Origin of the sequence: Thermococcus paralvinellae, assembly GCF_000517445.1 — an archaeon.
Classification (GTDB): domain Archaea; phylum Methanobacteriota_B; class Thermococci; order Thermococcales; family Thermococcaceae; genus Thermococcus_B; species Thermococcus_B paralvinellae.
Genome location: NZ_CP006965.1, coordinates 1,566,363 through 1,583,914, shown reverse-complemented (window position 1 = coordinate 1,583,914; position 17,552 = coordinate 1,566,363). Strand labels below are relative to the sequence as shown.

General features: G+C 40.6%; 13 protein-coding genes. 2 read left to right on the top strand and 11 right to left on the bottom strand.

Features of this window, described 5'->3' with window-relative positions; genetic code table 11:
• Position 1: 1 nt before the first annotated feature.
• A complete protein-coding gene (locus TES1_RS08750; protein ID WP_042681994.1) occupies positions 2 to 310 on the bottom strand; it encodes a DUF5748 family protein in 309 nt (102 codons plus the stop codon).
• A 73-nt stretch (positions 311 to 383) separates the two neighbouring features.
• Here TES1_RS08750 and TES1_RS08745 point away from each other — a divergent pair, with 73 nt between their 5' ends.
• A complete protein-coding gene (locus TES1_RS08745; protein WP_042681992.1) occupies positions 384 to 1,574 on the top strand; it encodes a class I SAM-dependent rRNA methyltransferase in 1,191 nt (396 codons plus the stop codon).
• Between the two features lie 178 nt (positions 1,575 to 1,752).
• Here the strand turns inward: TES1_RS08745 and TES1_RS08740 are convergent, their stop codons facing one another.
• Together TES1_RS08740 and TES1_RS08735 are read right to left on the bottom strand one after the other, a co-directional pair.
• Positions 1,753 to 2,478 carry an RlmF-related methyltransferase gene (locus TES1_RS08740; protein WP_084340067.1) on the bottom strand — a complete coding sequence of 242 codons (726 nt, stop codon included), beginning with the start codon at positions 2,476 to 2,478 and terminating at the stop codon, positions 1,753 to 1,755.
• A gap of 117 nt (positions 2,479 to 2,595) precedes the next feature.
• Positions 2,596 to 3,843, bottom strand: a complete 1,248-nt coding sequence (locus TES1_RS08735; protein ID WP_042681989.1) for a M20 family metallo-hydrolase — start codon at positions 3,841 to 3,843, stop codon at positions 2,596 to 2,598.
• Between the two features lie 136 nt (positions 3,844 to 3,979).
• Between TES1_RS08735 and TES1_RS08730 the strand changes: the two genes are divergently transcribed.
• Positions 3,980 to 4,792, top strand: coding sequence for an MBL fold metallo-hydrolase (locus TES1_RS08730; protein ID WP_042681987.1), 813 nt, complete (start codon positions 3,980 to 3,982; stop codon positions 4,790 to 4,792).
• Here the strand turns inward: TES1_RS08730 and glmM are convergent.
• From glmM to TES1_RS08690, 8 genes are all read right to left on the bottom strand, one after another.
• Positions 4,779 to 6,137, bottom strand: a complete 1,359-nt coding sequence (gene glmM, locus TES1_RS08725; RefSeq protein ID WP_042681985.1) for a phosphoglucosamine mutase — start codon at positions 6,135 to 6,137, stop codon at positions 4,779 to 4,781. The genes TES1_RS08730 and glmM overlap by 14 nt on opposite strands.
• Positions 6,138 to 6,167: 30 nt before the next feature.
• Positions 6,168 to 6,575, bottom strand: coding sequence for a UPF0146 family protein (locus TES1_RS08720; RefSeq protein ID WP_042681983.1), 408 nt, complete (start codon positions 6,573 to 6,575; stop codon positions 6,168 to 6,170).
• A 33-nt stretch (positions 6,576 to 6,608) separates the two neighbouring features.
• Entirely contained in the window at positions 6,609 to 7,736 is a 1,128-nt protein-coding gene (locus TES1_RS08715; protein ID WP_042681981.1) for an ABC transporter ATP-binding protein, read from the bottom strand.
• A gap of 110 nt (positions 7,737 to 7,846) precedes the next feature.
• A complete protein-coding gene (locus tag TES1_RS08710) occupies positions 7,847 to 11,902 on the bottom strand; it encodes a glucodextranase DOMON-like domain-containing protein (RefSeq protein WP_042681980.1) in 4,056 nt (1,351 codons plus the stop codon).
• Positions 11,903 to 11,912: 10 nt separating this feature from the next.
• On the bottom strand, positions 11,913 to 13,172 hold the full coding sequence (locus TES1_RS08705; RefSeq protein ID WP_042681978.1) for an ABC transporter permease subunit: 1,260 nt from the start codon (positions 13,170 to 13,172) through the stop codon (positions 11,913 to 11,915).
• Entirely contained in the window at positions 13,169 to 14,062 is an 894-nt protein-coding gene (locus TES1_RS08700) for a carbohydrate ABC transporter permease (protein WP_042681976.1), read from the bottom strand. Before TES1_RS08700 ends, TES1_RS08705 begins: the two co-directional genes overlap by 4 nt.
• A 40-nt stretch (positions 14,063 to 14,102) precedes the next feature.
• The gene (locus TES1_RS08695; RefSeq protein ID WP_042681974.1) at positions 14,103 to 15,443 is read right to left on the bottom strand and encodes an extracellular solute-binding protein; all 1,341 of its coding nucleotides are present in this window, start codon (positions 15,441 to 15,443) and stop codon (positions 14,103 to 14,105) included.
• A gap of 120 nt (positions 15,444 to 15,563) precedes the next feature.
• Positions 15,564 to 17,528, bottom strand: coding sequence for an alpha amylase N-terminal ig-like domain-containing protein (locus TES1_RS08690; RefSeq protein WP_042681972.1), 1,965 nt, complete (start codon positions 17,526 to 17,528; stop codon positions 15,564 to 15,566).
• Positions 17,529 to 17,552: the final 24 nt, after the last annotated feature.

Genomic DNA, 17,552 nt, shown 5'->3' with positions numbered 1-17,552 from the left:
ATTAAACGGATTTTTCCTTCAAAATCCTCTGGAACTCGGCATAATCTGTGACTATTTTCACATTGTCAAGAGTCTCAAAGTAGATTTTTTTGATTTTAACCTTCTTGGCAGTTGTATATTTCATTTCAGGGGGATCATAAGAACCGGGTTCAACAATCTCGTCCTCAATAACATATGTTTTTAAATCAGGTTGTCCTACATACTTCCAAACCTCATAGAACACCTCTGGGGCGAGGTGAATTTCTCCCTCAATTTCTGTATAGTCTGCTCCAATATCTTCTAGAAACTCTTTTATAACTTCTAAGTTCATAGAACTCACCATTATATAATTTCATCTCAAGAGTTAAATATCTATCGCTTTAACTATTTGGTAGGTGGTGAAAATGGCGAGAGTTTATGTTGATGCTCAGGCTTCACGAGCACTTCAAAAAGGTGCGATGATTATTTTCAAAAAGGGGGTTATTAGAACTGAGGGGGAGATAAAACCAGGAGATATTGTTGAGGTGTATTCTCGTGGAGGAAAGTTCTTAGGTAAAGGGTTTGCAAATCCAAACTCGAATATAATGGTTCGTTTGCTAACAAAAGAGAAAGATGTGGAAATTAACAAAGAACTCTTCAAAGAGAGAATCAGAAAAGCAAACGAATATAGGAAGAAAGTTCTTCGTTATGGCAACGTTTACAGGATGGTCTATGGTGAGGCAGATTATTTGCCGGGATTAATTGTTGATCGCTTCAATGATATAGCCGCCCTCCAAATTTCAAGCGCTGGTATGGAGCGATTTAAGCTTGACGTTGCTGAAGCGATAATGGAAGTTGAGCCAGAAATAGAGACCGTTTTTGAAAAGAATACGGGGAGATCAAGGAGAAGGGAAGGATTACCAGAGATTGAGCGTGTATTGCTTGGTAAAGAAAAATATAGAACGATAATTGAAGAGGGGAGGGCTAAATTCATAGTTGACATGCGTGGACAAAAGACTGGATTTTTCCTCGACCAGAGAGAAAACAGAATAGCTCTTGAAAAATACATTAAAGGCGGTGAAAAGGTTCTTGATGTTTTCACTTACACGGGGGGCTTTGCAATCCATGCTGCAGTTGCTGGAGCTGAAAAAGTGATAGCCATTGACAAATCTCCAAAAGCGATAGAGATGGCAAAGGAGAATGCAAAGCTCAATGGTGTTGAGGACAAGATGGAGTTCATAGTGGGTTCAGCATTTCCTGAAATGGAAAAGCTCCAGAAGAAAGGAGAAAAGTTTGATATAGTAATCCTCGATCCTCCTGCATTCGTCCAGCATGAGAAGGACTTAAAGAGAGGATTAAGAGCTTATTTCAATGTGAACTATCAAGGACTTAAGCTTGTAAAGGATGGGGGAATCTTAGTAACTTGCTCATGCTCCCAGCATGTTGATTTGCAGGCGTTTAAGGATATGATAATTGCGGCTGCAGCAAAAGCTGGCAAATTCCTCAAGATGCTTGAACCCTACAGAACACAAGCTCCAGATCATCCAATACTGATGGCTTCAAAGGATACTGAATATCTTAAATGTCTGTTCTTATATGTTGAGGATATGAAGTGATGATTTGTTTTTCTCTTTCTGCATTTCATTAGATGTTTTATAGCTAGTATCTTATGTTGATAATGGTACTTCATACAGAGACTTAACCTTATAAATTAAAGGATCGTACTTTCTTTAGCGAATGAAGAGAAAGCACCTCCTCTGAGCACTGCAATGAAGATACGCCCACGGTCTGACGCTATAGAGTGAAAATTAAAGAGTGTCTAACTCTTGTCCCTGCTTTAAATTTTATGTCTTTGACTGTATATCCAAGTTCTTCAGCTTTTTCTGTTATAACCTTCAGCAGAGGTTTCTTATCTGGTAAAAAGAGGGCAACTTTTCCGAGAGGCTTCAAGTATTCTCTGGCTTCATTTAACAGCTTTATTGAAAACTCCTCTCCATATTTTCCTCCACCAACGGCTTCAATAGGGGTTAAAACTCCCTTTGTGGGTTTCTCATAATAAGGAGGAGCTGAGAATATAACATCAAATTCTTCTTCCTCTGGAATTAAGCCTTTTATGATTTCTCCTTTGCTTTTTATGAGCTTAACTTGAACTTTGTTGCGCTTAATATTCCTTTTTGCATACTCAAAAAATTCTTCATTAATCTCTGTAGCCCAAACTTCGCAGTTAAGCAACTTAGCTGCCATAATCGCCATCAACGCAGAATGACCTGTCCCAATTTCGAGGACTTTTTCTCCACCTCGCAAAAATGTCTTTAGAAAAATGTATCGTGAAATCGGAGGAGTTATTAGGCCCCTTGGATGATACTCCACCTCAATGTCAAAAACAGCTTTTGCAACAGCCTTATTGTATAAAATCCTTGCTTTTCTGTTGCCAAAATCAAGCTTGCCATTTTTTATGTATTTTTGAAGCTCAGGGAACATTTTCAGAGCATCCTCTATTTTTAGCCCTATCATTCTCATGCTTTTTATTTCATGAGTTTGCATAAAAATTTTGTTTCAGATTCATCAAAAGTTATGCCTTGTTATTAATGTGTGTACTGCTTTATCAATCGATGAAATGATATCTAAAAGGGGAAATCATAAAAGGGCTAAAATCGCCATGACTTTTGCATCCTCTACCATGTTGTCTATTCTTGCATACTCGTTTGGTTGGTGAGCAGTTTCATCACATGTGCACCACACAACTGCTGGAATTCCAAGCATTCTGAAGTAAGCTGCAAAAGTTCCTCCGCCAATTCCTCCAACTTTAGCTTCTTTGTTTCTCAAAATCTTAATTGCATTCTGGAGGAGTTTTACTATTTCACTGTCTTTTGGAGTTGGTTCTGGAGCATCAACCCTCTGCATCACTTCAATCTCAATTTTTGCTCCTCTGTACTTTTCTTCCATTTCTTTTGCGAGTTCTTTTGCATCGTTTAGAATATCGTCAAGTTTGTATTTTGGCAGAACCCTACAATCAAATACTATCTCATGCTCTCCTGGAGCTATGTTTGGAGCATCGGATGGATTTCCGCCCATTGTTGGTTCAAAAGTGCTCTCAGGTGGGTCAAAAATTTCATCCTTTGCATCATATTTCTCATGGAGAAGTTTGTCCAGCTTGTACCCATATTCTAAAGCAACACGGTGAGCATTGAGCCCTTTATCTGGCATGCTCGCGTGAACTTGCTTTCCTTTAAACTTAATCTTTATCCAAAGTATGCTCTTTTCTGCTATTTCAATGAATGTTCCTTCTTCGTTTCCGCCGTCTGGAACCAATACAAGGTCGTCTTTTCTGAAAAGTCCTGGATGGTTCTTCATGAGCCATTTTATTCCATAGTCACTACCAGTTTCCTCGTCACTTACAAATGCGAGGATTACTGTCCTTTTTGGCCTTATGCCGAGATTCATTAATGCCTTCACTGCATACAGTGATGCTACCAAGCTTTGCCCATTGTCCTCGCTGCCTCTTCCGTAGATTTTCCCCTCTTTAATAATTGGCTTAAAAGGTTCCGTTACAGTCCATTTGCTTAAATCTCCGGGCGGAACTACATCTAGGTGAGTTAGAATCCACAAGCGTGGACTTTCTTCCCCTTTTTCTCCATAGTAATAAGCTAAAATGTTCGGCCTCACACCGTTTTTAGCCCTCTTATCTGGGGCATCATAACGCTCAATCTTATCAAAGCCCCAGTCATTTATAATCTCCAAAAGCTTTTCCGCCTTATCGTATTCTCCCTCATATCCGTAATCGGGGCTTATTGCTGGGATTTTGATAAGTTCAACTAACGTTTGAATCATATTATCTCTAAATTTTTCAACTTCTTTAGAAACTTTTTTGATGATCTCTTCCATAAACCTCACCACCATGACTTATCCTTGATCTCTTAAACCATTTTTGGTTAGGTTAGTAAAATTCTGTTAGCCAAATGCCTTATATACTGCTGTGTGTAAAATTTTAACATCTGAAAAAAGAATTGGAGGTAAGAGCATGATAGAGATAACATTTCTAGGCAGCGGGGGAGGCAGATTCATAACAATAACACAGACTCGTTCTACAGGAGGATTCTTCATAAAAGCAAGCAAGAAAATTTATGTCGATCCTGGACCGGGAGCACTTGTAAGAGCGTGGCGATACAAAATTGATCCAAGACGTATTGATGTTCTCTTTGTCTCTCACAGGCACACTGATCATTGCAATGACGTGGAAGTTATGCTTGAGGGCATAACTATGGGCGTTACGAAAAAAAGGGGGATTCTAATAGCATCTAAAAGCGTTGTTCATGGAGATGAAAATCACACACCCGCAGTTTCAAAGTATCATCTTGATTCTTTAGAAGAAATCCATACCCCTAATCCCGGAGATAAGTTCATTCTTGGAGATGAGGAAATGATAATAACACCAGCAGTGCATGCAGACCCCACGACTATTGGTTTTCGGCTTAAGACTAAGTATGGGGACATCTCTTACATTCCAGATACTCAGTATTTTGATGAGCTGAAAGAATGGCATGAAGGAACAAGAGTCATGATAGCGGCTATAACCCGACCAAAGGACATGAGAATCCCATACCATTTATGCACTGAAGATGTAGTTTATATGCTGAAGGAAATGAAAGAAAAGCCTGAATTGCTGATTATGAATCACATAGGCATGAAGATGCACTTTGCTAACCCATACAAGGAGGCAAAATTTATTGAAAATGTTACTGGGGTAAAAACTTTGGTTGCAAAAGAAGGCTTCAGAGTCACAATTGGAAAAGAAATAAGATTGAAAACATTGAGACCGGCTAGGTGGATTTAAGACTTTCGACGGCCTTTGAAACTATACCATATGCTAGTTCAAATAGTTCTTTCATTCTCTTTTCTGTTTGTCCCTCCACAACAACTCTAATCTTTGGCTCTGTTCCTGAAGGTCTTACTAAAACCCATGAGCCGTCGTTGAGGTTGAGCCTTATTCCAGAAATTGTGAGAACTTCTTTAATTTCATTCTTCAGCTTTTCCTCGAGCTCATTTTTTGCAATTTCCATAACTTTTGGCTTCAGTTCATCTGGACATTTGACGTTTTTCTTTATGAGCGGATATTGAGGTATCTCTTTAACGATCTCAGATAGTGGCTTTCCTTCTTCGTCAATAAGTTTAATTAAAAGCCCCATTGTTACAAAACTGTCAATCCACATTCCAAATCTTGGATGAATGAACTTCCAAGGCTCGGCAGCAAAAATTGCATGGTACTTCTTTATGCCATCGTGGAGCTGGCCTAAAGGTACACGATAGACTTTTCCACCTGCATCTTGAACAACTTTGTCAATTCTGAAGCTAGTATTTATAGAGGTAACAACAATCCCCCCATTGTTCTCTTTTACATAAAGCTTTGCGAAAAGAGCAATTAAGGTGTCCTCGGGAATATAGTTGCCCTTTTCGTCAAAAACCGCTATCCTATCAGCGTCACCATCTTGGGCTATTGCTAAATCTACTCCCAGTTCTCTAACAAGATCCCTGAGGTATGCTATATTTTCATATCTTGGCTCTGGTTTCCTACCTGGAAAGTGTCCATCCAAATGAGCATTAATCGAAATCACTTTTGCGCCCATCTCTCTGAGGAGATATGGGGCTATCACACTACCGGCGCCGTTTGCTCCATCATATAAAATCCTGAGACTTGTTTCATGATTTACGAAGTCTAAGACTGCATTGATGTACTCATTCTTTAAGTCACGTCTTTCAACTTTCCCTATTTCGTCCCAATTTGCCTTTTTATAGCTTTGAGAAAAGATTATCTTTTCGAGCTCTTCCTCCTGCTCAAGATAAAATTCAATGCCGTTCTCATTAAACACCTTGATTCCGTTGTCCGTTGGTGGGTTGTGGGAGGCGGTTATCATAACTCCTGCATCACTCAGCTTGTTGGTAGCCCATGCGAGCATCGGGGTCGGTATCAACCCAAGCTCTATGACATCACTTCCCGTACTCAACAGCCCGCTTATTAGGGCAGCTTCAAGCATAATGCTTGAAGTCCTCGCATCCCTTGCAACGGTAACCTTTCCAGAATTAATGTACGTTCCTAAGGCTTTTCCAACCTTCAGCGCTAATTCTGGGGTTACCTTAGAATCAATAGGACCTCTAATTCCTGCTGTTCCAAAGAGCTTCATAACACCACCAAGTTAATGTATGGCTTTACTTTATATATCTTTAGCTTTCAACTTGTAAATTACTAGTCCCTTGTAATTTTCGAGTTTCATACCTTTTGGCACGGCATCTGTTGAGAATGGAACTATGTAGAGGGGGGCTTTAATGATTCGGGCAAGCTTCAGAAGATATGGCATCATCTCCGGTGTCGGTCGAATAGAATAAATTGCACTTGCGCCATTATAAATTTCAAGTTGAGGATTAAAGATGTTATCAATAACAGCGTTTAATTTCAATTCTTTTGCTCTTTCAACAGCTTTTGGATTCCAGTCTACAACGAGAATATCAAAGCCCAACTCTTTTAACTTTAATGCAGTTTTAAAATTAAAGCCAACTCCGATTTCAATGATTCTTCCTTTCTTAATTTTTTGTGAAAGATATTCTGCAAGTTTTTCATGCATGATAAAGGGAAAAGAAAAAGAGCTTAAAAATCTTTAGAAAATTGCTTTCTCAGTCTTTTTATCAAAGATATGTACTTTTCTCATATCAAAGACCACATCGACTTTCTGACCTTCTTTTACCATTGATTCAGCATGGAATGCCCCGACAAAAGTTAGATCCCCCACCCTTAAGTGGACAATCCTTTCACTGCCCAGGTTTTCTACTATATCTACAACAGCTTTGACCATGTTTTCTCCTGGGATTTTGACTTGTGCAAATATTGCGTCATAGATGTCTTCTGGTCTTATACCAAAAATAACTTCCTTGCCAATGTAATTGAGTTCCTTTAGAACCTCTGCCTGATCTTCGAGAAGCTTAAGTCTAAACTCACCAAAGTCAACCCAAACTCCTTTTTCATCTTCAACAATTGAAGCATCAAGGAAGTTCATTGCAGGTGAGCCAATAAAGCCACCAACGAAAACGTTTGCTGGCTTGTTGTAAACTTCGTCTGGTGTTCCAACTTGCTGTAAGACACCTTGATTTATAACGGCAATTCTGTCACCCATTGTCATTGCTTCAACCTGATCGTGGGTAACATAGATTGTAGTAACGCCCAATTGTCTTTGTAGTTTCTTTAACTCTGCTCTCATCTTTACCCTAAGCTTTGCATCAAGGTTTGATAGAGGCTCATCCATGAGGAAGACTTGTGGCTTTCTCACAATAGCTCTTCCCAAGGCAACTCTCTGTCTCTGCCCACCAGAAAGTTCTCTCGGCTTTCTCTTTAACAATTCAGTTAAGCCAAGCATTTCTGCAACTTCTCTTACTCTTTTGTCTATCTCTTGTTTTGGAACTTTTCTGAGCTTGAGAGGGAAGGCTATGTTATCATAAACTGTCATGTGGGGATAGAGAGCATAGCTCTGAAAGACCATTGCAATATCCCTATCTTTTGGAGGAACAAAGACACCTTTTTCGGGATCAGCAACCAATTTGTCTCCCACGTATATTTGGCCCTTTGTTGGTTCTTCTAATCCTGCAATCATTCTGAGTGTTGTAGTCTTTCCACAACCACTGGGACCAAGAAGAATCATAAATTCCCCATCTTTTATGTGGAGGTTCATATCCTGAACCGCAACTACTTCACCGAACTTTTTCCACACATTTATCAACTTGACCTCTGCCATCAAGTCCACCTCAATTTGTGTTTACTTTTAGTAAACATCAGGATTTCATGGTATAAATAAGTTTTGATATAAAACTAAAACTTCATTAAAAATATAGAGAAGGGGGAATATCATTTTCTTTTCCTCAGCAACACTGGTAATAATGCAAGTCCGATAATTAGTGCTGGTCCACAGATTCCAGTTTCAGTTGGTGAAGTTTCACTTGGACTTGATGGAGTAGCTGTAGTTTCACTTGGAGTGCTTGTTGTTGTAGTTGTGGTTGTTTCCTTTATAGTTGTGGTTTGTGTTGTGGTGGTAGTTTCTTTGGTGGTTGTTTCTGTTTCAGTTGGTGTTGGCTTTTCTTCTGCTTTGGCTCCCTCTATTATCGGAATCATGAGAACAACAGCTCTCTTTCCAGCTTTTGCGTCATAGCTACTAAGCATCTCTTCTTGTGTTGGTTTGAATCCTTCTGGAACTAGGAGATCATAAACTCTTGGGGCAACGTTGTTTATTACTGCTTCTGGCTCTGCTCCACCGCCTTTCCACTCTTCAGCTTGGACAGCAACTGGCCTCCATTTGTCTGGACCATAGCCGTCCTGAGAGCCTACAAGCACGGCTCCATAGAGTCCGTACTCTTCATTAATCTGGAGATACTTCTTAGGCAGTTCAACAATAATTGTATTTCTCGTCGGATCTGCTGATATCTTCATTTCTCCTTGAATTGGCTTCTCTCCGGGCACAACGATGATATTTCCATAGTCCCAGCCGGCAATCCTCAGTGCAACGTCCCATGGATGTTCTGGATCGAGCTGTACGTTGCTTCCTGGTCCGTCTGGGAACATTTTGATTGCTGATGTGTTTCCTCCTTCTTTAAAGTCGAAGTAGACTTCAATGATTTGCAAGCTGAATCCATTTGGTCCGTTCCATGGATTATCCCCAAGCTCCTTGAAATAGAACTCAAGCTTCCAGTAGTCATTCTCTTCCGTCATCTTGAACTTGAGGAGGTCTAAGTGGTGTGGAACGAACACTTTGTTCAGGGCGTAGGTATATGTTCCTGGACCATGATCATCGCCTTCTGGGTCTTTGATGACTATTCCGGTCTTGAGCATTGGGAGCATCTTAACTGTGGCGAGCTTGATGTTCTTTGCGTCATAGCTGCTGAGCATTTCTTCTTGTGTCGGCTTGTATCCTGGTGGGGCGAGTAAATCGTAAACTCTTGGTGCAACGTTGTTTATTACCGCATCAGGTTCCGCTCCACCGCCTTTCCACTCTTCAGCTTCGACAGCAACAGGTCTCCACTTATCTGGACCATATCCATCTTGAGAACCAACTAATACAGCACCGTAAAGTCCGTAATCCTCGTTGATTTGTATGTACTTCTTAGGTACTCTCACAATTATTGCGTTCTTAACTGGGTCAGCTGAAATTTGAAGCTCTCCTTGGATTGCAGTTCCGTCTGGGAGGACAATTAAGTTTCCATAATCCCATCCGGCTATTCTGAAGGCAACGTCCCATGGATGTTCTGGATCGAGCTGTACGTTGCTTCCTGGTCCGTCTGGGAACATTTTGATTGCTGATGTGTTTCCTCCTTCTTTAAAGTCAAAGTAAACTTCAATTATCTGTAGGCTAAATCCATTTGGCCCGTTCCATGGATTATCCCCAAGTTCCTTAAAGTAAAATTCCATAACATATGCATCCGTTTGTTCAAGCATTCTGAATCTGAGCAAGTCTAAGTGATGAGGAACGAATACTTTATTTGTCGCATATGTGTAAGTTCCTGGTCCATGGTCATCTCCTTCAACATCAACCATGTCAATGATTGGAACTCCCTTAACTTCCATTGGGAGCTTCAGCTCGATTGGAAGTGTTATTGTCTCAAGCTCCCCGTCTTTTACAGTTGATACTGCGAAGTAGAAGTCGTCTGGGCTCTCAATGTAATCAAATGGTACAATTATCTCAACATTGCCGTTCTCAACCTTTACAGTAGCTTCTCCAATCTTCTCACTCGTCTCGTAGTCCTTGGCTTCATAAATTTCAGCCTTTCCATCTTTATACACAACGTGCTTGGTGATCATGATTCCAATGCTGTCTTTATTGTATGGGAATAGCTCGTATCTGAACTCCTTTGGCTTTTCTTGGAGCAGTGTGAATGTATTTCCAAATATTTTATCTTTCTCATAAATGCTGATTTCAAACTGCTCTGGAGCGTTCTTTACTATGAAGTGCATTCCTTCGCCATCGAAATAAATCTCAACTCCTCCAGCCATTGTTGACTGGCTTGTGTAGCTCTTCTTTTCCCCTTCTCCAAGTCCCTCTATAGCCCTAACTCTGTATGGTTGTCCATCTGGGAAGTAGTTTCCGTAGAGGTAGCTTGGGGGTTCGATTTTTGCGAATTTATACATTTCGTAGAGATAAATTTTCAGATATCTGTCAAAGGCTTCTTCACCACTTACAAACTGATCGCTTCCATACCACCAGAACCAATCGCTCGCTTCAGCTCTCAGCAAGTACTCATAGGCTTTGTTCCACTCCTCTTGGGACATCTTGTCTTTGTTTTCAAATAGGGCTTTTCTCGCTAAATAGAGCCAGTACCATCCTATATTCTCCTGAGGCTCGCCTATCCATGTTGAAAGTGTTCCATCAACCCAGCTTGATTCAATCCACTGCTGTGGCTCCTTAACGCCGACCATGTCATAGAGTTCATTTAGGCTCTTTGCCTCGAGGAGCTTCTTCACTTTGTCCTCTGTTGACAAATCTAAGCGTTCAAACTCCTTTGGAGTGAGTTTGTTTGCTTTATCTCCATAGAGCTGTATGTATTCGCTCGGCGTCAGCGTTCTAATCAACCCTTGCTCTTGCAGCTCAGTAAGCCTCTTGTAAAGCTGCTCAAGGAAAATCTTTCCGTCATATGGGTAATGCTCCCATGGGTTTTCTCCGTCAAGTGTTATGACGTAAACCAAGCTTCCATCATAGTTCTGCTTCTGGATCTTCAAGAGCTCGTTGACGAAGTCTTCAACAGCATCATACTGGTTCATTCCGCTGTATCTGAAACCAACCCTGTCGCTTAAGTCGTGGTTTCTTGGGAAGAGATAAATCTTCTTTCCATTGAATTCAGCAACCCAAGGTTTGTAGTAGTTCTCAATGCTGTATGGAATTCCCATCCTTTCAAGAACGAGTTGGTCTGTCATGACCCACTGCCAGCCGTTTTCTGCCAAAATCTCAAGTGTTTTATCGTTTAAAGCACTCTCAGCTGCCCATCCACCCTTTGGCTCAACTTTTCCTCCACCCAAGTACTCCTTATACAGCTCATTAGCTTTCTTGACGTGGGCATCAAAGTCTCTCTCCCAGCCAAAATCATTCAGAATTGGACCAATTGGGTGAGCGTATGGAACTACTGTAACCTCAACATTTCCATTGCCCAAAAGGAGGTTTATCTTTTCGTGCTCCTCAAATGTGTGGTTGAGAAGCCACATCTGGTGTTGCAAAACTGTTTTGACGTCATCCCTTGTATATCCACCAGTGTTTCTCTTTTCGTAGATTGCTTTTAGGTCATCGTGCATCATTATGTAGTTGTAGTCAATCCAAGCCAAGTTGAAGAGAACTGCCAAGTCAATGTAATCTTGCTCTGTAAATTCAGCAGTAATCTTTTTCTTCCGCTCCTCTAATGGTAACCCCCCATACATGGCGAATGCTTTGTTCCTTTTGTCTTTAAGCTCGGTATAGCGCTTCCAGAAGCTCCTTATTGGGTTTCCATTCTTGTCTGTAACTGGCTCTCCGTTCCATGGAATTGTGTGGTCAAAGAATCCTCCCGGAGCTTGGAGCATGAACCACTTGTCGTCAACTGTCAGAGGTTCTCCATTTGCTATTTTTTCAGTGATTATCTGATATGTGTCCTTCTTGCCGTTCATGTAGTCTGCTAACTGAGCAATCAAAGAACCGGATAAATCAATTGTGGCATGTACTTCGGGATATTTGCTTAGATAATATGCCATCTTCCAATAGTTGTTTGCCGCATGAAGTCTAACCCATGGCCTTGTATATACATCTTGGATTGGATCATAATAATATGGCTGATGTTGATGCCATACAATTATGACATTCAACGGCTTTGGTTCTTCAGCTCTTGCTGGAACTGCTAAAGTGCTGAAGAGAATTAAAAAAATTGCAAATAGAGAAAGCAACTTCCTCATTTCGTTCACCTCATTCCTTCAATCCTCCAACTGTTAAACCACTTCTAACATAATTTTGGGCAAGCATGAACATTATGAATACAGGTAGAGCAAACAGCAGTGCTGCAGCTGCAAAATAGTTCCAGTCGATTCCTCTTCCTATTCCACCCATAAGGAGGTATATCCAAACTGATAGAGGCTGATTTGCTTCTGTAAGCAGTAGATTAGCGAGAATGAACTCTGTCCATCCCCCAATGAAGGCGAATATTGCAACGGTTGCTATTCCTGGGAGAGCCATTGGTAGCAAGACATATCTGATGATCTGCAAATAGCTTGCTCCATCAACTAGTGCTGCTTCATCAAAGTCAGGTGAAATTGAGTCTATGTATCCCTTAAGAAGCCAAGTATTGAATGGAACACTTCCAGCGGCGTAGATTAGGGATAGCACTGGCAGTTTGTCATATAGTCCAAGCTTGACAATCATACCATACAATGCTATTAATCCTGCTATTCCAAGACCACCTGCTACCTGTGTGAACATGAGGTAGAAGTATAAGATGTGATCTCTTCCAAAGAACTTCAATCTTGAAAATGCATATGCTGCTGGAATCACAAAGATTAGCGTCAGTATCACCGTTAAACCTGCTATAAAGAGGCTGTTCTTAAGATGTGCAAAGAATATTGAGTTTACAAACTTTCCAACTGCTGTTACCTCTATACTTCCAATATTTCTTGCAACTATGTACTTCTCCATGACCCCGCTCATTGTAATTCCATCGAGTTCTCCTTTTTTCAGCTCAACGTTCTTCACAACTGCGAAACCAATTGAACCATCTTTGTTGATTCTCGTCAGACGGAAAGCTCCGGATATTTCCCCAGTAAATTGCCCCTCTTTTGAGCCGCTTTGGTCAACTTTGAACCTCACTTCTTTAAATGGAATCTCGAACCTCAGCGCTGTAAATGGTCCCGCTTTTACGACTCCCGTTATTTTTCCGTCTGTTACGTACAGTGTATCCCCATCAAGTCTCCCTAATCCTTCAATGCTTCCAGTAAAGTTTGCTGATATTTTGCTCCCTTCAAATCCAAATAAAACCTCTTTATAGGCCTCGGCGGTTATATTCCTCGGAATTAAGGTCAACTCTGTTGTTGCTAGAGTTGATACTGGCTTAATGGAGACTGTAAAGATGTAGTAGACTGGGAAAAGGATAATGAACATTATGAGGACTGCCAAGAGAGTAACGACAAATGCTTTGACAATCTCACCTTTTCTTCTTGGCAACTCAATCCTCATCCTTTAGCACCCTCCTGGAGCTTTGTTATCTTGACGTTGATGTACATGTAAACTGCCAAGACAAGGGTCGCAATCACCATTATCGCCGCTGCCCTTCCGTAATGTGGTGAAGCTCCGAAAGCCCTTCTGAAACCGTACAGCAAGATGAACTTGTCCTCAAAGAGTCCAGCGTTGTACAGATACGGCACCATAAAATACTGAAAGCTTGCTGCTGATGTCAGAATTGTGGCGAATGCTATGGGTTTGCTAACTATTGGGATTACAACATGCCTCAAACGCTGCCAGTATGTTGCTCCATCAATTATTGCGGCTTCAATTAGAGTGTCTGGAACTGATTGCAGTGCTGCTGTGATTACGGTCATCATAAATGGATAAGCCAACCACACTTCGATTACGTTAAGCGCAATAAATCCCCAAAGAGGGTCATTAATCCAGTTCGGTGGAGTTGAAACTCCAAGTGATTTGAGGACAATATTTATCGGACCAAAAACGGGGTCAAACATGAATCTCCAAACTGTGATTGAAAACAGCAAAGGTAATGCCCAGGGAATTATAAGTAGAGATCTATACAAAAGTTTACCTTTTACGTACTTATTGTTGTATAGAATACTCAAGAATATTCCGGAAAATACCTTCAAAGTCACGCTTGTCAGCACAAATATCCAAGTCCATAGAAAAGCTCTTCTAAATTTTTCATCGCTCAACGCCCATTTAAAATTTTCGAGTCCGACAAATTGCAGTTGCTTTGTTGATTCAATTGGGAAGTTTCCTAGCTGTGCATTTGTAAATGCTATGTAAATTGAATAAACTATTGGCCATAAATTGAAAGTCAAAAATGCAACTATTCCGGGAAGAATTAAGAACAGTGCAACCAATGTTGTCTTTTTCATCCCTTTCACCTCTTGAAAATCAAAAGGGAAAAGAAAAGTATCAGCCTCCGCTAATTGCTTTCAGTATCTCTTCATTTTGGGCCTTCAGTATTGCAGCTATATCAGCGTTTTGTGGATCTTTGAGAATCTCTGTAATTGCAGTGTCAACTGGTCCCCAGACGCTTCCCATTTCTGGACTCTTTGGCATTGGGATTGCGTATTCAACGGCCCTACCAAATCCGTACAATACTGGATCGTTCTGTATCTCTGGGTCGTTCAGAACTTCCTTAAGGACTGGGATGTAACCGAGTTCTTTTGCTAAGGTTTTGGCGACTTTTGGATTTGTTGTGAACCACTTGACAAAGAACCATGCTGCATCCTTATTCTTTACACCTTTTGCAAAGTAAATGAGCTTAACTCCACCGTATGGCCTTGGATAGTACTTCTTTCCGTCTTCAATTATTGGTGGCAATGGAGCAACACCAAAGTCAATCCCAGCATCTTTAACGCTTCCAATGCTCCATGGACCGTTGACCATCATTGGAGCTCTTCCCTCAAGGAATATAGCCTGCTGGGTGTTGTAGTCGCCTGTTGGTGCCATGTATGGGAAGATTTCTTTGAAGAAGAACTCAAATCCCTTGATTGTCTCTGGTTTGTCTAATCCTGGTTTCTTTGTCTTGTCATCGAAGTAGTAGCCTCCAAATGCATGAGCCCAAGCTGAGATGAAGTAGGCATTGATTGGATATGCAATTCCGTATTTCTCCTCGTTTGGCTTGTAGTATTTCTCCATGATTGCCTTCATCTCGTCAAATGTCTTTGGTGGCTCGCTGATCATATTCTTATTGTATATGATTGCAACTGTTTCAGCTGCGAATGGCATTGCATAGTAGTGTCCACCATAGTCAATTGCTCCCTTTGCCATTCCGCTGAATTTGTCAAGGATATCTGGGGTTACGTACTCATCAATTGGCTCAAGTAAACCAGCCTCGGCAAACTTTCCAATCCAGTCATGAGCCCAGATGAATAAGTCTGGACCTTGGCCAGCTGGAATTGCTGCCTTAAGAGCATCTTCGAGGTTTGGCTTCTGCTCAAGAACTATCTCGATGCTTGGATACTCAGCCATGAATTCCTCAATTATTGACTCAAAGACTTGTAGTTCATTTGGTTGCATGGCGTGCCATATCACGACTTTTCCACTTGGAACCTTTTCGGTTTCAGTAGATGTTGTTGTAGTGGTTGTTGTAGTCGTGGGAGATGAGGTTGTTGTCTCTGTGGGACTTGGAGAAGAAGTTGTTTGAGTTGCAGTTGGGGTTGTTGTCTTTTCTCCGCCGATACAACCGCTAGCGACTACGCTAAATGCCAAAACACCAATCAAAAATAGTGCCAACAAACTTTTCTTCATAGGGGTTCACCTTGCATTAGTTGTTGTCATGAAAGTATCATCGCCAGTGATATATATACCTTACGATTTTGTCCATGAGTGTTCCTTTTATACATCTTGCTCAAAGAAGTTCATCAGAAATCATAACGAAGAAATGAAGAATGAGAAAGGAGGTAATCTTTCCCCATGAAGTTGACCTAGAAGAATCTTGACCTTTTCTGGCAACTTAATTTTTGCTTCCTTTTCTGAGTAATTAATTCCAATCAGTATCCTCTCTCCTTTAGAAACTCTCTCGTATATGAGGAGCTTATCCTCAAAAAATATTGGAACAAATGTTCCTCTTTGTAGAGCTTTGCTTCTCCTCCTCAGATCTATTAGTTCTTTTGTGATCTTAAGGATTTCTTTGTCCCATTTCTTTTCATTCCACTCCATTGGAACTCTCGAGCATTCCATAGAGGGAACATCCATGTTTTCTAATCCAACTTCATCGCCGTAGTATATGGCTGGGATTCCTTTGTAAGTCATTAGAAATGTTAGAGCACAGAGATATTTTCTCTTATCTCTAACGAGTCCCAAAAAACGCTCCACGTCATGATTGTCAAGGAAGTTGTACATGGTATATTCTGCCGGTCCATAATAAACACTCAAAAGCTCAAGCCAGTTGAGAAATTCTTCGGCAGTAATTTCATTGTAAACGAAGAACCTCAAAAGAGCCTCATACAATGGATAGTTCATTGTTCCATGGAATTTGTCAAAGAGCCATAAACGAGCATCATCCATGACCTCTCCTAAAAGATATGCATCATCTGGGATATCTTTCCTAATCTCTCGCCAGACATCGGGTGGAACGCCGTGAGCGACATCTAGTCTCCATCCATCTGCTCCTCTCTCAAGCCAGTATTTCATCACGGTGCGTATAAACTCTTTAACCTCTGGATTTTCGTGATTTAAACGAGGCATTAACCAGACTGAGAAGAAGCTTTCATAGTTCCATTTAAGTTTCCTAAGTTTTTGGTACTTTTCAATCCAAGGTTCATTGGAGTGTAAAAGCTTTGAAAATTCCTTGGAAATTACAGGGAAGCCAAAGATGCGATAGAAGTTCCTGTACTTGCTTTCTTTTCCTTTTTTAAGAATATCTTGGAAGTAGGGATGGAAAAAGCTTGTATGGTGAAAGACCCCATCGAGGATCAACTTGATATCTCTCTTTTTCAACTCATTAACCAGTTGCTTAAGTGCCTTGTCTCCTCCAAACTTCTTAGCAACATGGAAATAGTCAATGATATCATAGCCGTGATATGTCATGGACTCAAAGATTGGTGTTAGATAAAGAGCATTAACTCCGAGTTCCTCAATGTAGTCAAGCTTTTCTATGATCCCCTCAAGATCACCGCCGTGATGACTAATACCAAGCTCAATACAATCGTGTGGATCGTTTTCTGGATTCCCATTGGCAAAGCGGTCGGGCATTATTTGATAAAAGATTCTCTCAAAAATCCAAGTGGGTGGTTTAAACATCTCTTTTTGCTCGTTAAAATCTACCTTAAAGTCTCCATAATTGATAATCTCATCTGCTGTATGGATTTCGAAATAATATTCAAGTTCTTCTTTTTTGGGCAAAACTGCTTCAAAATACTCAAAGAGGTCATCTCGTGCTTTTTTTCTCATTTCATATTTTTGATCTGAGATTAAAAATACCTTTTTGACAGTTCCTTTTATGGCTCTAAAGCGAATATAAGCTAAGTCTCCCAAAGAATATGCATAAATCAAAGAGGGGTAATGGTAAAATTCCTCTCCTGAGAAGATTTTAGCAACATTAACAGTCCGCCTAAATTTATATGAATGCCTCTTATATGTGGTCTTTTCACGGTTCTCTGGATCTAACATAAGGTCTCCATCAATGGAGAAAGCATAGTACCAAACTCCTTCTGGAAGCTCAATTTTTATACTCCATCTGTCACCTTTTTCTCTCATGCGAAAGCTTCCCTCATTAAATGCGTTGAAATTTCCCAGGAGATAGGCATAGCTTCCTCTCTTGAGCATGCTGAATTCCACTTCTGCGACTTTGCCAAGATATTTATCATTTTTAAAGCCGAAAATCTTATACATATAGAACACCCTACTAAGATTATA

Coding starts and splice junctions, on each gene's coding strand:
- TES1_RS08700 (WP_042681976.1), bottom strand. CDS start 14,062: ATGAAAAAGACAACATTGGTTGCACTGTTCTTAATTCTTCCCGGAATA.
- TES1_RS08720 (WP_042681983.1), bottom strand. CDS start 6,575: ATGCATGAAAAACTTGCAGAATATCTTTCACAAAAAATTAAGAAAGGA.
- glmM (WP_042681985.1), bottom strand. CDS start 6,137: ATGAAGCTCTTTGGAACAGCAGGAATTAGAGGTCCTATTGATTCTAAG.
- TES1_RS08750 (WP_042681994.1), bottom strand. CDS start 310: ATGAACTTAGAAGTTATAAAAGAGTTTCTAGAAGATATTGGAGCAGAC.
- TES1_RS08695 (WP_042681974.1), bottom strand. CDS start 15,443: ATGAAGAAAAGTTTGTTGGCACTATTTTTGATTGGTGTTTTGGCATTT.
- TES1_RS08730 (WP_042681987.1), top strand. CDS start 3,980: ATGATAGAGATAACATTTCTAGGCAGCGGGGGAGGCAGATTCATAACA.
- TES1_RS08740 (WP_084340067.1), bottom strand. CDS start 2,478: ATGAGAATGATAGGGCTAAAAATAGAGGATGCTCTGAAAATGTTCCCT.
- TES1_RS08715 (WP_042681981.1), bottom strand. CDS start 7,736: ATGGCAGAGGTCAAGTTGATAAATGTGTGGAAAAAGTTCGGTGAAGTA.
- TES1_RS08710 (WP_042681980.1), bottom strand. CDS start 11,902: ATGAGGAAGTTGCTTTCTCTATTTGCAATTTTTTTAATTCTCTTCAGC.
- TES1_RS08705 (WP_042681978.1), bottom strand. CDS start 13,172: ATGAGGATTGAGTTGCCAAGAAGAAAAGGTGAGATTGTCAAAGCATTT.
- TES1_RS08745 (WP_042681992.1), top strand. CDS start 384: ATGGCGAGAGTTTATGTTGATGCTCAGGCTTCACGAGCACTTCAAAAA.
- TES1_RS08735 (WP_042681989.1), bottom strand. CDS start 3,843: ATGGAAGAGATCATCAAAAAAGTTTCTAAAGAAGTTGAAAAATTTAGA.
- TES1_RS08690 (WP_042681972.1), bottom strand. CDS start 17,528: ATGTATAAGATTTTCGGCTTTAAAAATGATAAATATCTTGGCAAAGTC.